The organism is Gardnerella sp. DNF00109 (assembly GCF_049262845.1).
GTDB lineage: Bacteria > Actinomycetota > Actinomycetes > Actinomycetales > Bifidobacteriaceae > Bifidobacterium > Bifidobacterium vaginale.
The window spans coordinates 962905-977984 of the sequence record NZ_CP058406.1; the positions used below are offsets into that span (position 1 = coordinate 962905).

Below are 15080 nucleotides of genomic sequence, written 5' to 3' on the forward strand. Positions count from 1 at the left end.
CCGCAATTTATAAATAAAATTTAAGAAAATACTTATAACATAGTTATGAAAGGAATCAATATGCCACACGCATATGAAGAGGCTGGCGTAAGCGTAGAAGCAGGATACGAAGTAGTACGTCGTATTAAATCGCATGTGAATCGCACGAAACGCCCAGGCGTTGTAGGTGGCATCGGCGGATTTGGCGGCTTATTTGATTTGGCATCTCTTGGTTACAAAGAGCCAGTGCTGATTTCTGGTACGGATGGCGTTGGAACCAAGCTTGTGATTGCAAAAATGATGAATAAGCATAACACTATTGGCATTGATTGCGTTGCAATGTGCGTAAACGATATTGCAGCTCAAGGTGCCGAGCCTCTTTTCTTCCTCGATTACATTGCGTGTGGGAAAAACAATCCTGAAATACTTGAGCAGGTAGTTTCAGGCGTTGCAGATGGTTGCGTGCAATCAGAAGCAGGTTTAATTGGCGGCGAAACTGCTGAAATGCCTGGAATGTATGACGAAGACGAGTACGATCTTGCAGGTTTTGCAGTAGGCGTTGCAGAACGTTCGAATATTGTTGACGGCTCTGCTATTTGCGAAGGCGACGTGCTTATAGGACTTCCTTCTTCAGGAGTTCATTCAAATGGATTCTCTCTTGTTCGCAAAGCTTTGTTTGAAGAAGCAGGTTTTAGCGTTGACACCAAGTTAGATGAGCTTGGCGGCAAAACGCTTGGCGAAGTTCTTCTTGAACCTACTCGAATCTACGTAAAAGCTTTGAAGCCACTTTTTGCTGAGCATCTTATTAAGGGAGTTGCTCATATTACAGGCGGCGGATTTATTGAAAATGTTCCTCGCATGTATGCGGATGATTTGGCTGCAAAAATTGATACCACTAGCTGGAGCGTTCCACCTATTTTTGGCGTTATTGAAAAAGCTGGAGAAGTTACTCACGCTGAAATGTTCAACGTTTTTAATATGGGAATTGGCATGGTTTTGTCAGTTGATGAAAGCAAAGCAAACGAGGCAATGCGTATACTAAACGAGCATGACGAAACCGCTTATATTATTGGCAAAATGGCTAAGCGCGAAAACGCTGCAGTTGAGTTGTTGTAAACCGCAAAAAACGCAAAAAACGCAAAACAGTAGACAGCAAAATCTTAAAGCAATAAAGGATTAAAAATGAAAGTTTTAGTAGTTGGTTCTGGCGCTCGCGAACACGCTATTGCACACGCGTTACTTAAAGGAGAAAGCGTTGAAGAAGTAACTGTTGCTCCTGGAAATCCTGGTATTGCAGCAGATGGAATTCAAACTGTAAACATAAGTCAATCAGATCATGACGCTCTTATTAAGTTCGTTAAAGACAATAACTACGATTTTGCGTTCATTGGTCCTGAAGTTCCGCTTATGAATGGCATTGTTGACGATTTTGAAGCGCATGGAATTGCCGCTTTTGGTCCAAACAAAGCCGCAGCTCAAATTGAAGGCTCTAAAGATTTCGCAAAAAAGCTTATGGCTCGTCACAACGTTCCAACTGCCTCCTACAAAACATTTGACGCTTTGGAGCCTGCACGCGCATACGTTCTTGAGCATGGTGCTCCAATTGTTATTAAAGCGGACGGTTTGGCTGCTGGAAAAGGCGTTACTGTTGCTATGGATGAGCAAACAGCAGTTGATGCTTTGGAAGATATTTTCGTCGATCATCGTTTTGGTCAAGCTGGAGCAAAAGTTGTTATTGAAGAATTTTTGCAAGGTCAAGAGTTTTCACTTATGAGTTTCGTAAGCAGAACTGATTTTTGGGTTATGCCAATTTCTCAAGACCACAAACGCGCTCACGACGGCGACACTGGTCCAAATACTGGCGGCATGGGAGCTTATAGTCCTGTTCCACAAATTAGCGACGAAACAGTTCAGCGTGCTATTGACGAGATTGTGCGCCCAACTGTTGAAGGACTAGCTAAAGAGGGCACGCCTTTTACCGGTGTACTTTATGCTGGATTAATTGATACAGCTTCAGGGCCTAAAGTTATTGAGTTTAATGCTCGTTTTGGAGACCCAGAAACCGAAGTTGTTCTTCCAAGACTTACTAGCGACTTTGGTGAAGCTATTTTTAACATTTTGCATGGCAAAGAACCAACATTTACTTGGATTAAAAATGGCGTAACTCTTGGAGTTGTATTAGCAAGCGAAGGCTACCCTGGCACTTTAGTTACTGGAACTCCTCTTCCTCAAATTCCTATTGACGAAGATCAAGGTCAGCACGTGTATTATGCAGGAGTAAAAAGCGATGAAGAAAGCGGAAAACTTCTTACTTCTTCAGGCAGAATAGCTCTTGTGCAAGTGCATGGAAACGATGTAAAAGACGCTCAAAACAACGTCTACAGCATATTAGATAAGCTTAATCTTCCTCACATGTTCTTTAGGCATGACATTGCGTCAAAAGCACTAGACCTGTAGAGGATGATCCGACTATCTGATTATCTTAAAAACCAAGAAAGTTTGTGTTTTTAAGATAATGTTTCCCAGCTGTAATGTCGTACTGAATCAAGCGATAATCATGCAATAATTGCTTAGTTTCTTTATTCATACTATTAGCAATCATTGGCTTACCATGATTATTCAGATAGATGGATTGTCCTTCTGGAATCCTATCCCAACCTTGAATCTTATTGACTACAGGAGGCTCCATAGCACTAACCTTATCGTGTAATCTAGTAAGGAAAGCTATATAGGGCGAAACCTTTGAATTAGTATGAGATGCTACTTGAGATATGAAGAAGTTTGGAGACGAATAAGTATTTTTATGAATATTTTTAATCTTATTTGTCTCAATAGCTTTTCTATTTGACCAAATAAAGTAGTCAGTTAAATGCAGATCTAGAGAATTATTTTGATCTGCACTAGCCGTACTGTATACACCAGGAAGATGATCGCCGTAAAACACAACAGTAACAGGCTTGTCAATTGAATCAAGATTCTCTAAGAACTTTTGCGTAGCATGATCCGTGTAATTAACACCCTTAGCATATGTTTCAATTGATGATGTTTCCGATTGTCCTAAATTAGGTGAACCATCTTTTGCTTTTGCAACAAAATCATTATTCTTATACCAATTTCTATAAGGCATATGATTTTGCATTGTGACTACTTGCACAAACTGCGGCTTTTTACTAGCAGAAATTGACTCAAATGCGCTATCGTAAGCTGAAGAATCTGAAACATAAGGAGATTTATCCAACATTTTTTTATGAGAAATAATATTAGGACCTTCAAGAGCATAAAACTTACTAAAACCGAACTTCTTGTAGTTTATTGATCTAGAATACATGCTTGGCTCATATGGATGAAAAGCTACAGAATTTCCTTCACTACCCCAATATCTGTTGATTGTAGGAGTCCAAGAAGAATTTGGAACAAGCTGCTGATACGGGCTTGTAAGAGATGAATTGAAGTTCACCATGCTCAATCCCGTAAGAGACATATATTCGAGATTCGCTGTTCCCCCACCATAACCAGAAGAAAGCATTAAACCACTATCTGTTTTCTCTTTCAAAGAGCTTATAAATGGCATTGGATTCTTATTCAGTTGCAATCCTGGAACCCTCATTGGGTTTGAGAAAGATTCCGAAAGTACATAAACCACAGTATTGTCTGAAATTTTGCTTTTGCGAGAAACATTGATTTTCTTAGCTTCAGTATCATATTTTTTTAGAAGAGCTTTCATAGTGGATTCATTGTAATCCGCTGGTTTATCCATAACTTTTGGATTCACTTGTCTTAAGAAAGCAACTAAAGCACCGTTTCTTTGCGAATCATAAACAGAATCCCACATCGCAGGAGCATCGCCCATAAACTTAGCAAAACCGTTAGCACTAGAACCAACTGTTCCAACCCCAGAAACATACCATCCAAGACTCAAAAAACACACTAAGCATGTAACAACTCTAATTACAATAGAAATGCGAAAATCCTTAGTAAACACGATTTTTCCGCGATTTACATCTACAAAATGCATAAAAATAGCAGCAATAACAGCTACAAGTACAGCAATAATGGAGCAGACAATCACAGCTATAGCATTATCTGGCAGAAAAGATGCGATATTCCCCGTATTACTCTTTAAAAAGTTCAAGTCCGCTGGAAGAATTGTCTCGTATCTAACATTAACCTTCATATACTCGATTACAGAAATTATTACAGATAATGTAATCAGAATAAGTGTAGTAATCCAAAAACGATTTACTACCATCAACAGAATTCCGTAAATTAGAGCAACTATAAGCAGATTCAAAACGAATACAAAATTTAAGCTAATCCACATTTTTGAAATTATGTTCCATGCGCTTGCCGAAAGCGAGGAAGTCATTTCCACTCGTCCAGACCTTTGAACAGAAAGCTGCACAATCATAACCATTATTGCATCAAATAAAACGAACAGAACCGCATACAACCATCGCGGAATCGCAAGCTTAAAACGCTTAAAAATAGTAAGAAAATTGCTTAATGGCAATTTCACACCCTTCTAATTACATGACTAATACATAACTCATTTACGCATCTATGTTACAAATACATTTTAATTATCGCCATCGTCATAAATAAACATAACTTGTAGTAAACAATTGTGTATATTCATACTTTTGACGTATTGCAATAAACTCTGTATCTTTTATCATTATAATTGATGACATAATATAGAAAATTTTAAGGATTACGAATTATATTATCAACGGCTGTATTTTTTGATAGATCTAATCTAGTGAGGTTTTAAGGAACAGTAAGAATGAAGTTTATTGCCACAATTAACCTAATGAACGGCATACTACCTATAAGTATATTCACAATATCTGGATTATGCTTAGCTGTCCTTTTAATAACAAAATCTAAAAAAATAAAGTATCTTCCATCTCTTTTAACACAATTAGGTTCTGCATCATTATTCGCACTTATATTTGGATTTATAACTTGGCTTATTTCAGACGTTTTTCTTGTATTCGGAGTAAGCCTAGGATGGCTTGTGATTTTTTCTATTGCAGGAGGATTTGCGGCTGTAGGATTTGCTTTAAGCGCGGCTATAATATCTAAAGGATATAGAAGAGCTTTTGCAATATTTTCAATTATTTTGTTTATTTTAGCCACAATGATTCGCGTAAACATGATTTATGGCGAATACACAACTATTGGATCAGTATTCGGATTAGGTAATTATCCGAAGCTTGAAGAGCATAATAAACATAATGGGGTTATGGAAATCGCTGATTGGAATTCACTTGCAGCACAAAACAAGCTACCCAAAATACCATCCAAAGGAATAAGTAGATCCGTTAAAATTCCCGCAACAACATCTAACTTCCGTGCCCGCACCGCAAACGTCTACTTACCACCAGCAGCTTTAACAAAATACGCTCCAAAACTGCCTGTAATGGTTCTTCTTTCTGGTCAACCAGGAAGCCCTAATAGGCTATTTGCTGCGAGCGAAATTGTAAACACCTTAGACGCTTATGCTAAGGATCATAATGGTTTAGCTCCGATTGTTGTGTCACCAGATCAAAACGGTACTGCAACACACAATTCTCTTTGCGCGGATACAAAGGTTTATGGAAAAGCACAAACTTATTTGACAAAAGATGTTGTTAATTGGATTCATAAAAATCTACCAGCCAGCAACAATCCAGCACTTTGGCTAATGGGAGGATTTTCTCAAGGAGGAACTTGCGCAACTCAGATTGTGCCAGCTTATCCTAAACTATTTGGAAACATGTATTCTGCAGGCGGAGAACTAGAGCCAACATACAAGAATCGCGATGAAACAATAAAACGTTATTTTGATGGAGATCGCAAAAAATACGAAAAGCATATTCCAGCAAACATAATGAGAAAAAATGCTCCTTTAAAACAAAATTATTACTCTATAGCTGGAGCTTGGGATCCTAAATCGCAAGTAAATCAGTCTAATATTGCTATAGCGGCTCATAAGTCTGGAATAAGCGTTATAACCATGATTTCTAAAGGATCTGGACACGATTGGCATACCGTTCAAAATGGGTTAAAAGTTGTAATCGACCATCTTTGTAAAGATTCTGGAATAACAAGCAATTATCCAGATTTAAACTCTTATAATAATATTCAAGTGGTTATCAATCAGAAGGTGAGGCGATAAATCATGCCAAACTTTTTATCAAAAAATCACGAGTCTACAGCAAAACATCATTTAAGCGTTCTTACCAACGATGTGCGCATGTGGCTATCGCAGCGCGTGCTAGCAGCGAAAATAACTCTAGTTTTCTTGGTTATTAACCTTATTCACTGGGTTTTCAGTACCGTAATGCACATCTATACTTATGGCACCAATGCAACTCTTTCACAATTCTTCTCGTATCATAAACCGAAAATAAGCTCTACTTTTTTGTTTGGGCATAGAAATATTACACAGCTTCTGATTAAACTATTCCACTCGCTATTTTTTGTAAATAGTTTCTCATCTCTAATAGTAAATGCAATACTTTCACTTGTTTTAATAGGATTAGCCGAAACACGTATCGGTAAAATGCGTTTGCTTTTTGTTTCCGTAACAAGCACTCTTATTGGAACAATACTCGGGCTTACTTTAATCGGTAATCTTTCAATGATTATTAGAAACATGCGTTGGATTACTAGAATACCAATTAGACTTTCTCCTTTTACACTTTTTGTTGGAGCTTTTATGGCTGCAGCAACATGCGAATCAATATTGTGGCGTAGACGAATGTTTGTTTTGGGATATGCAATCACGTCTGCAATGCTTCTTTATAGTGGAAATCCTGGGGATTATTGCACAATTTTTGCAGCAATTTGTGGCCATATTATTGGCAATCTGATGAACAAAAATAGCAATGCTAATACAAATACTGTGAAAAGCGCGAACTGGTGGGAAGGAACAGACTACGAGATTAGACGTCTATTTGCCATAACTCAACTTGTTATGGCTTTAGGACCAGTTCTTGCACTATCTTCTAGATCTCATGCTGGAATACTAACTACATTAGGTTTATTCATGTCTCCGCAAATGGGTACGAAACCGTGGCTAGCAAGATGTATATCAAACTATAGTTCAAGCAGTTGCCTGCTTCATTCAGGATTACAACACGCAACAATAGGAGGTCTTTGGATTCGTATTCTTTTGCCTATTGTCACTTTAATGATTATATCTTGGGGACTTTTACGCGGAAGAAGACTTGCAGCTTATGCTGCTATAACAATCAACGGAATTACAGCAGTATATGCAACAATGTATTTTGCTATTTTGCCTTTGATTGCAACTAAACAAACTATGATTTTCCACAAGAATAATGCTACTTCTATAGCCTTTATGCTTACAGCTTTGCCTCCTTTATTAATAGCAATTCTACTGTTTATAAGCATAAAGCATTTTCCAAATCATAGTGATAAGCTTGAGCGCAGAGTTGGATTAGTTGCAATTGTTTTTGCACTATTTTCTACTGGAATAGGATATGTTTGCTTCGGGTTGATTGCACCAAATGAATTTAAGCCTGTAGCAGACTTGCATCATTTACTACGTGATCTTCCAGGGCGTTGGATGCCTATGGGCTTTGGATTAAGGTCCAATGCCATGCTTACACCTATAACTCCTTTGTCTTCAGCAATAACTCAAGGTGTTGGAGTTCTATTCTGGCTTGTTCTTTTTGCTGTTTGCATGGTGTGGTTTAGAAACAAAATAACAATTAATGAAGAAGACCGCAAAAAAGCAAGCGAGTTAGTTCAACTTGGTGGAGACACCATGAGTTTTATGACAACATGGCATGATAACCACTATTGGTTCTCCGCCACTGAACATTCTGCAATAGCATACAGACTAAAATATGGAGTTGCTTTAACTCTAACTGGTCCTTTTGGAGATAAAACAGAATATAAACAAGATTTGAAAGCGTTTATTCAACTTTGCGAACAAAATTCATGGTCTCCAGCATTCTACGCTGTTCACGATGAAGAACGAAAAGCCTTGGAATCTATTGGTTTTTCTTCTATAAAAGTTGGAAGCGATATGCTAGTCTACCCTAAAGAGTGGCAAACTAGGGGTAAAAAGTGGCAGGATATTCGCACTGCCATAAACAAGGCAAAACGTGATGGAATAACAGATGTTCTTAGCACTTACAACGATGCTCCTTGGGAAGTTCAGCAACAAATTATTGAGATTTCGGAAGAATGGGCGGAACTTAAAGCCCTTCCAGAAATGAAGTTTACTCTTGGCGGTTTGGAAGAATTGCATGATCCTAGAGTAAAGATTTTGTATGCGATTGACGAGAACAATCGCGTTCTTGGGGTTACAAGTTGGATGCCGACTTATGACAATAATCGCGTAATCGGGTGGACTCTTGATTTTATGAGACATCGCACGGATAGCCCTAATGGAATTATGGAGTTGCTTATTGCTAGAATGGCGGAACGGTTAAGAGACGAAGGTCTTGAAAATCCAGAATCTGCTGTGGAGTTTATGAGTCTTTCTGCAGCTCCTCTTGCTGGAATAACAGATATTTGTGAAAATTCTACATTAAGCAATGAGGATTCTAGTAAAGATATCCAGGCAAGCCAAAAGCCTACAATTCATGGAGATTCTCAATCTTCAAATCATCATGAATCAAATGATATTATTGTTCATACGCTTGAAATGATGTCCGATATTTTGGAGCCAGCATACGGATTTAAGTCGCTTTATTTCTTTAAAAAGAAGTTCCAGCCTACTAATAGACCTGTATACATATGCTATTTGGATTCTGCAAAACTAGCACAAATATCGTTAGCTGTTACAAGCTCTTATTTGCCAGAGACTAATCCTAAGCAGATTTTAGAAATGCTAAAAACTCTTAAAAAATAGTTCATGTAATGAAAAATCAGCCTAAATTCTAAATCTAGGCTGATTTTTAACTGTAATTAATTAGATTGATTAATGAGTTTGCAATCAATCTACACTCTGATTACAGTCTGGGCATAATCCAAACACTTCCAAAGTGTGATCTATAACCGTATACCCATGAGATTCGGCGATCTTGTGAATCCAACCCTCATCATCAGGAGGCTCTATATCCACGGTTTTACCACACTTTTCACACACAAGATGGTGATGATGAGTATTCTCATCGCAAATGCGAAATAGTTGCTGTCCATTAAAACGAACAGTATCAACATCGCCACTTTGTGCAAGCATATTAAGCTGACGATACACTGTGGCTAAACCAATGATTTCACCATCTTCCACAAGCAGGCGATGCAGATTCTGTGCAGAAACAAAATTACGCGAAGCTCTTAAATGTTCAAGAACAGTTTCTTTTTGCTTAGTGTTTCTGCGTACTGGCTCACCAACCATTATTTAACCTTTTACCTTTCAAACTATTAAAAAATCTAATACTAGTCCAACAAACTATAACTATTTAAATTTTAAGACTAATACTAAATCTTTTAATCAAGCTCGTCATCCCAACAGCCAGTAGCATCTAATTCTGCAGCTTCTTTAACTGTGTCATCACACAAAACAGTAATATGACCCATTTTGCGATTTTTACGAACCTCAGCCTTTCCATAGTCATGAACATGCCATTCTGGATGCTCTAATATAAGAGAACGAGTAGGAGCAACATGTTGACCAAGAACATTAACCATCACTGCAGGAGAAAGCAGCTTAGGCTTTTTTAAAGGCCATCCAACAATACCGCGAATATGTGCTTCAAACTGATCCATATCGCAAGCTTCAATCGTGTAATGCCCAGAATTGTGAGGGCGAGGAGCAAGCTCGTTTACTACTACACGATTATCTTTAGTAATAAATAACTCAATGCCAAGCGTGCCAGCAAGCTCAAAACCTTTAGCCAGTTGAAGCGCTAAATCGTGTGCGGTCTCTTCTACTATAGAATCCACCGCTACAGGTGCGAGAGTCATATGAAGAATGCTATTGTGATGAACGTTTTTTACAAGAGGATAAGTCACAAAATCATTACCATTGCCGGAAACAAGAATTGAAGCTTCAAAAGCAAAGTCAACGAAACCTTCAAGAATAGACGGAGGGAATTTTCCTCCCCTATCGGAACGGTGGTGAATATTAGCAACATCTTCTTCAGTGCGAAGAACATCCTGACCATGACCATCATAGCCACCACGACGAGTCTTAAGAATAGCAGGCAAACCAATTTCTTCGATTGCTGCGTCTAAATCGTCAAGATTATTGACTTCACGCCATTTAGCTGTTTCAATGCCATGTTTATTAATAAACTCTTTTTCACAAACACGATCTTGTGTAACACGCAATAAATCTGTGCCCTGAGGAATAGCTGTTAAATGACGAACCTTATCTAACGCATCTGCGTTAACATTTTCAAACTCGTATGTAAGAACATCACAACGTTCAGCAAGCTCGCGCAAGCCTTCAGGATCATCATAATTTGCCTCAACCTGCAAATCTGCAACCTGAAATACTGGGCAATCAAGCGTTGGATCTAAAACTCCTATGCGGAATCCCATATGTCTAGCTGCAATAGCCATCATGCGTCCCAATTGACCGCCGCCAATAATTCCAATAGTGGCTCCTGGCATCAAACGCTCTACAGCACCATTAGTGACTTCAGATAAGCTCGGCATTAGATTCCTCAACCTTCTCTTTTAATTCTTGACGGTAATCTTCAAGTTCGTCTGCAAGACGATTATCTGTTGTGCTCAACATGCTTACTGCAAGCAAACCAGCATTTGTAGCTCCCGAGTTGCCCACAGCTGTTGTAGCAACAGGAATACCACCAGGCATTTGCACTATAGAAAGCAAAGAATCCCAGCCCGAAAGAGCATGGGATTTTACAGGAACACCAACAACTGGAAGAGTTGTTTGAGCAGCAATCATACCTGGTAAGTGTGCCGCTCCACCAGCGCCAGCAATAATTACGCGAAAACCATTTTTTCTAGCACTGTGAGCAAAATCTGCCATAAGTTCTGGAGTGCGATGTGCAGAAATAACTTTTTTCATATACGGCACTCTGAATCTTTCTAGGATTTCGCAGGCATGACGCATGGTTTCCCAATCACTTGAAGACCCCATAACAACTGCCACAATAGGCTTAGAATCTGACACTTCAGCCACAACAACCTCCCCGTGTATGCACTGATACGCAACTTCTGCGCAAAGGTTACGCACAGGTTTTACTTTACGCAGAAGCACGGAAAAATCGTTGATAATTAGTCTTTTATATTATTTTTTTGTTAACTGTTTGTTTTTGAGAACATATTTTATGTCTGCAGCAGCCGCCACATCGCTCGAATGTGTTACAACAATTACACATTTTCCGTGTTTATGAGCTGCGTCTTTTAAGATTGATATAACTTCTTGTGTTGTATTTGGATCCAAGCTACCTGTTGGCTCATCGGCAAGAATAACAGGAGCAGAAGATACAAGCGCTCGCGCAATAGCCACTCGCTGCTGCTGCCCGCCAGAAAGCTTTGTTATATTTCTAGTTGATTCGTCTTCACTAAGTCCCAGTTCTTTAAGAATCTTGGAATCAGCATTTGAATTAACAAGACGCAAGTTTTCTACAGGAGTCAAGTAGTCGATTAGATTGAAATTCTGAAAAACTAAAGACACATGATTCTTGCGATGATTAGAATATCCACCATTCTTGGAAATATCTTGTCCATCAAACAATACTGTTCCTTTTGTTGGAGTATCTAATCCTGCTAGAAGAGATAGCATAGTGGATTTTCCAGCTCCAGATTGACCTGTAATACTGTATATTTTCCCTGATTCAAAATCCGCATTAACGTTTCTAAGAACAGGAATATTAGTTGCACCATAAGAATAATCAACGTTGTTAAGTTTTAATAAAGTAGTCATAATAAAACTCCAATATTTTCTAAATTTAATATTTCATACTTAATATTTAATACTTGTAAATTTTTAATTTTCTATCAGAATCCGAATCTTATTCTTAATAAAATCCAGTTAAATCCAATCTTCTAATTGATTCATATTAATTATCTAAGAAAATCACCTCAGCTCATTGAATTCAATACAAAGCGAGGCTTTTTAAACATTATTGGCGCAAGAGCAATGCATAGAGATACAAACGCTATAGCAAATCCTATAAGAATAGCAAAAAATGTTTGTTTATTTGGAATCCAAGAAATGCTTAAGTCAGAAATTGTACTATTTGAGACATTAGCCAATAGCATTGATCCTACACTTGAAGATATTGCAGACCCAATTAGAATTGATGCAACTGAACAGAAGGCTGTTATTATAAAAACTTCTATAATCATTTGCAAAGCTATTACAGACTTGTTCATACCAATTGCCATTAGAACTCCAACTTCGTGAATCCTTCCTCGAACCCAAAAAACAAGAACTAAACCAAGCACTATAATTCCGACTAATGCAAGACACATTAAAATCATTGTTACTAGTTGCTTAACTGTTTTTACAGATTGAAGAACAGAGGCAAATCTTTGCGCATTGTTTTCTACAGAAAGCATGCCATCGCCATCGTTTTTAGCGATTTTATTAGCTTCTTCTAAAGCTTTAGTTAGATTATTTGAATTTTGCATAACGCACTTTATAGAACTGCGATTTTTACTTCCAGACAGGTAAAGAGCGGATTCTAAATCAGTTATTACGCGATTTTCGGAAGAGTCTGACGGCAACGCACCTTTTGTTTGCATCTTGCCAGAAAAAATACCAACAACCTTAAGATTAATGCTTTTGCTGCCTTGTTTTAGCTTTAAAACAGAGCCGAGTTTAAGATTATTTTGCTTAGCAAAAGACTTGTGAATTATTGCAGATTTTGCGCGCTTAAAGTCGCCAGGTGCCGAAGAATCAATATGATTACCTTCCTCAAGCTTATATAATCCTTCTTGAAACCCTTGTGATAACTGTGATCTAGTTGTTCCCGTTATTGAAACAAGCGAAAACATCTCATCATTGTCTAAACGCGGACCATTTATTTGCGATACAATTTTAGCGTTAACAGGATTTGCTAAAACATCTTTTTCTTCTGCAATGGTTTTTATTCCACTAATCTTTTTAAATTTTGCAATAAGATTTTCTGGAATTCCTTCGTTTTTTTGCAAATCTTGAGGAATATCTTGCTGCGATTGATTAGAGGAATCGCTGGCGGAGTCACTGGCTGAATCGCCAGCAGAATCAGACTCTGGTAAAGTCTCTCCTCTAGTTTTTGCATAAACGCTAAAGCCTAAGCCAATATTGGAAGTTAATTGATTCTCTAGATTTTTTACAGAAGCAATAACACTCGATTGGCAAATAAGCGCACTAAGAACAACAGCAATAATCAACGCTAAAATAGCATTTCGTCTTGGTTTTCTAACTATAGCTAGCCAAGCTCTTTTTATAATTTGAGTCATTTTACCACCTACTTTTGCAGCCAACTACTTTTGCATGCCAAGCAAATCTCTAGGAGACTTTCGCAAAATAGGAAGATAAGACAACGCAACTGCCACAACAATAACCATCAGAACAATTAATGACGATTGAATTAAACATTCTGTGTTAACTTGAACAGCAATCTTATCTAATGTTCTCGTTGCCATGCTCGATTCTAGATTTCCTCCAGCTTGACCCATCGAACTAAGCTGCTGCGCGGCAGAATTTTTTACTGAGCCTAATGCGCAATCACTAATCCAAGGAGATATTGCGCTCGCAAAACCGTAACCTATTGCAATAGCTGGAATAGCAAGTATCACAAGCTCAGAAATCTGCTGCAATACAAGTGACGCCTTTCCAACACCAATTGAAGTTAGAACACCAATTTCTCTTCTACGCTCATTAATCCAAAGAATAAGCACTAATCCTAAAGCAATTACAGCAAACGCGCTTACTGCAATAACTGTTATGTTCATCATGGATTTTACGCCTTTTGCTGCTCCAATCATGCCTTGTACGAATTGATCATCTCGAGTAATCTGATAGTTTTGCAAATCAATCGGCAGCTTAGACGCTTCTTCAATCACAGAATCTGCGTCCGCTCCTTTTTTAACCTTAAAACTTGCGTCCTGGTATATTTCTTTTCCAGGCTTATATTTGTAAAGTTCTCTAGTTGTTTTTAAATCTGTATACACAGTGTTTGCAGTTAATTCCGCGCGCGTTGCAACTGGGCGATTGTTAGCTCCGCCATAAATTCCAACTATGCGTGTTTTTACTTGCTCCGTAGAATGGTTAAGATTATCAGCGTCAAACGGGTTTGCTTTAAGCGTTAATGAATCGCCTAATTTTAAGCCATTTAATTTTGCTAAATCTTCGTGAATTAAGGAAGCATGCTCATCTGATTCTTGCAAAGCTCTTCCTTTAACCATGTGGATTGATTTTGTTTTAAACGCATTTAAGCCCTTAGAAGAGTTTGTTCCCTCTAGGTTTACAGCGTTTCCAAATTGCTTTTCTCTACGAGCATCGTAGTCTTGAACACCTTTTATTCTGGCTGCTTTTGCGTCAACTAAATCAGCAGTAACATTTTGACGCAAAACATAAGAATCAACGTTTTTTAGTGACGCGATTTTTTTAACATCACTTGGCTTAACAGTTCCTGCTCCCCTAGGAGTTCCAGGATTTACTTGCGGATTATTTGCTAAAACAAAACTAGATTCTGCCTGTTCTTCTACCTTTTTGCCTTCTTTTTCTGCAGCAATCGCAACTGCAGAAGATGCCAGCAGAAGCGTTGAAATTAATGCTAATATTACAAACACTATTGCTGATTTCACTCTTTTTCTCAAAACGTAGCGTATTGCGCGAGAAATAAATGTCATCGACTACCTTCCTCATTGAACACTTGTCATTATGAAATTGTCTGTTACAAAATAGGTACAATAAGTACAATCTCGTAGCTTATATGATTTACCCTTATAAAAAGCTAAGAAAGAACTGTTGATTTTCTTTAAATATCTTAGAAAATTTTATGAAAATTACTGATTTAATCTAAAAAATATGCGCAATATTGTTATAATCATTTTAAATATTTTTAGTTGTCGAATGATTATAGAAGAAAATTACGCAAACAAACTATAAGTTTTACTAATTAAAACTTACTAGTCAAAAAAATTTATTTTGCATGATTTAACTAGAATTT

At 37.8% G+C, this 15080-nt stretch carries 11 protein-coding genes; 4 read left to right on the plus strand and 7 right to left on the minus strand.

The window, feature by feature from the left end:
- The first annotated feature begins 60 nt into the window (after window positions 1–60).
- Complete coding sequence (gene purM, locus HXT20_RS03800; RefSeq protein WP_004113603.1) at window positions 61–1095, plus strand: phosphoribosylformylglycinamidine cyclo-ligase; 1035 nt, start codon at window positions 61–63, stop codon at window positions 1093–1095.
- A 66-nt stretch (window positions 1096–1161) separates the two neighbouring features.
- Window positions 1162–2436 carry a phosphoribosylamine--glycine ligase gene (gene purD, locus HXT20_RS03805; protein ID WP_422114248.1) on the plus strand — a complete coding sequence of 425 codons (1275 nt, stop codon included), beginning with the start codon at window positions 1162–1164 and terminating at the stop codon, window positions 2434–2436.
- 25 nt (window positions 2437–2461) lie between these two features.
- Here purD and HXT20_RS03810 read toward each other — a convergent pair whose 3' ends face one another.
- Entirely contained in the window at window positions 2462–4495 is a 2034-nt protein-coding gene (locus HXT20_RS03810) for an LTA synthase family protein (protein ID WP_415682280.1), read from the minus strand.
- Window positions 4496–4762: 267 nt separating this feature from the next.
- Here HXT20_RS03810 and HXT20_RS03815 point away from each other — a divergent pair, with 267 nt between their 5' ends.
- Window positions 4763–6139, plus strand: coding sequence for an alpha/beta hydrolase-fold protein (locus HXT20_RS03815; protein ID WP_004113599.1), 1377 nt, complete (start codon window positions 4763–4765; stop codon window positions 6137–6139).
- Window positions 6140–6142: 3 nt separating this feature from the next.
- A complete protein-coding gene (locus tag HXT20_RS03820) occupies window positions 6143–8851 on the plus strand; it encodes a bifunctional lysylphosphatidylglycerol flippase/synthetase MprF (protein ID WP_009994291.1) in 2709 nt (902 codons plus the stop codon).
- Window positions 8852–8935: 84 nt separating this feature from the next.
- Here HXT20_RS03820 and HXT20_RS03825 read toward each other — a convergent pair whose 3' ends face one another.
- From HXT20_RS03825 to HXT20_RS03850, 6 genes are all read right to left on the minus strand, one after another.
- A complete protein-coding gene (locus HXT20_RS03825; RefSeq protein ID WP_004113597.1) occupies window positions 8936–9340 on the minus strand; it encodes a Fur family transcriptional regulator in 405 nt (134 codons plus the stop codon).
- 92 nt (window positions 9341–9432) lie between these two features.
- Window positions 9433–10605 carry a 5-(carboxyamino)imidazole ribonucleotide synthase gene (gene purK, locus HXT20_RS03830; protein WP_422114249.1) on the minus strand — a complete coding sequence of 391 codons (1173 nt, stop codon included), beginning with the start codon at window positions 10603–10605 and terminating at the stop codon, window positions 9433–9435.
- Window positions 10589–11053 carry a 5-(carboxyamino)imidazole ribonucleotide mutase gene (gene purE / locus HXT20_RS03835; protein WP_217430555.1) on the minus strand — a complete coding sequence of 155 codons (465 nt, stop codon included), beginning with the start codon at window positions 11051–11053 and terminating at the stop codon, window positions 10589–10591. The genes purK and purE overlap by 17 nt, the downstream gene beginning before the upstream one ends.
- Before the next feature lie 150 nt (window positions 11054–11203).
- The gene (locus HXT20_RS03840; protein WP_004117754.1) at window positions 11204–11842 is read right to left on the minus strand and encodes an ABC transporter ATP-binding protein; all 639 of its coding nucleotides are present in this window, start codon (window positions 11840–11842) and stop codon (window positions 11204–11206) included.
- Window positions 11843–12000: 158 nt separating this feature from the next.
- Window positions 12001–13365 (minus strand): ABC transporter permease, encoded by a 1365-nt coding sequence (locus HXT20_RS03845; protein WP_101891969.1) that lies wholly within the window; start codon window positions 13363–13365, stop codon window positions 12001–12003.
- A 24-nt stretch (window positions 13366–13389) separates the two neighbouring features.
- Entirely contained in the window at window positions 13390–14760 is a 1371-nt protein-coding gene (locus HXT20_RS03850; protein WP_004113585.1) for an ABC transporter permease, read from the minus strand.
- Window positions 14761–15080: the final 320 nt, after the last annotated feature.

Excerpts from the sequence above, each read along its gene's own strand:
- purD (WP_422114248.1), top strand. The coding sequence starts at position 1,162 with ATGAAAGTTTTAGTAGTTGGTTCTGGCGCTCGCGAACACGCTATTGCA.
- purM (WP_004113603.1), top strand. The coding sequence starts at position 61 with ATGCCACACGCATATGAAGAGGCTGGCGTAAGCGTAGAAGCAGGATAC.
- HXT20_RS03845 (WP_101891969.1), bottom strand. The coding sequence starts at position 13,365 with ATGACTCAAATTATAAAAAGAGCTTGGCTAGCTATAGTTAGAAAACCA.
- purE (WP_217430555.1), bottom strand. The coding sequence starts at position 11,053 with ATGGGGTCTTCAAGTGATTGGGAAACCATGCGTCATGCCTGCGAAATC.
- HXT20_RS03825 (WP_004113597.1), bottom strand. The coding sequence starts at position 9,340 with ATGGTTGGTGAGCCAGTACGCAGAAACACTAAGCAAAAAGAAACTGTT.
- HXT20_RS03815 (WP_004113599.1), top strand. The coding sequence starts at position 4,763 with ATGAAGTTTATTGCCACAATTAACCTAATGAACGGCATACTACCTATA.
- HXT20_RS03840 (WP_004117754.1), bottom strand. The coding sequence starts at position 11,842 with ATGACTACTTTATTAAAACTTAACAACGTTGATTATTCTTATGGTGCA.
- HXT20_RS03850 (WP_004113585.1), bottom strand. The coding sequence starts at position 14,760 with ATGACATTTATTTCTCGCGCAATACGCTACGTTTTGAGAAAAAGAGTG.
- HXT20_RS03820 (WP_009994291.1), top strand. The coding sequence starts at position 6,143 with ATGCCAAACTTTTTATCAAAAAATCACGAGTCTACAGCAAAACATCAT.
- purK (WP_422114249.1), bottom strand. The coding sequence starts at position 10,605 with ATGCCGAGCTTATCTGAAGTCACTAATGGTGCTGTAGAGCGTTTGATG.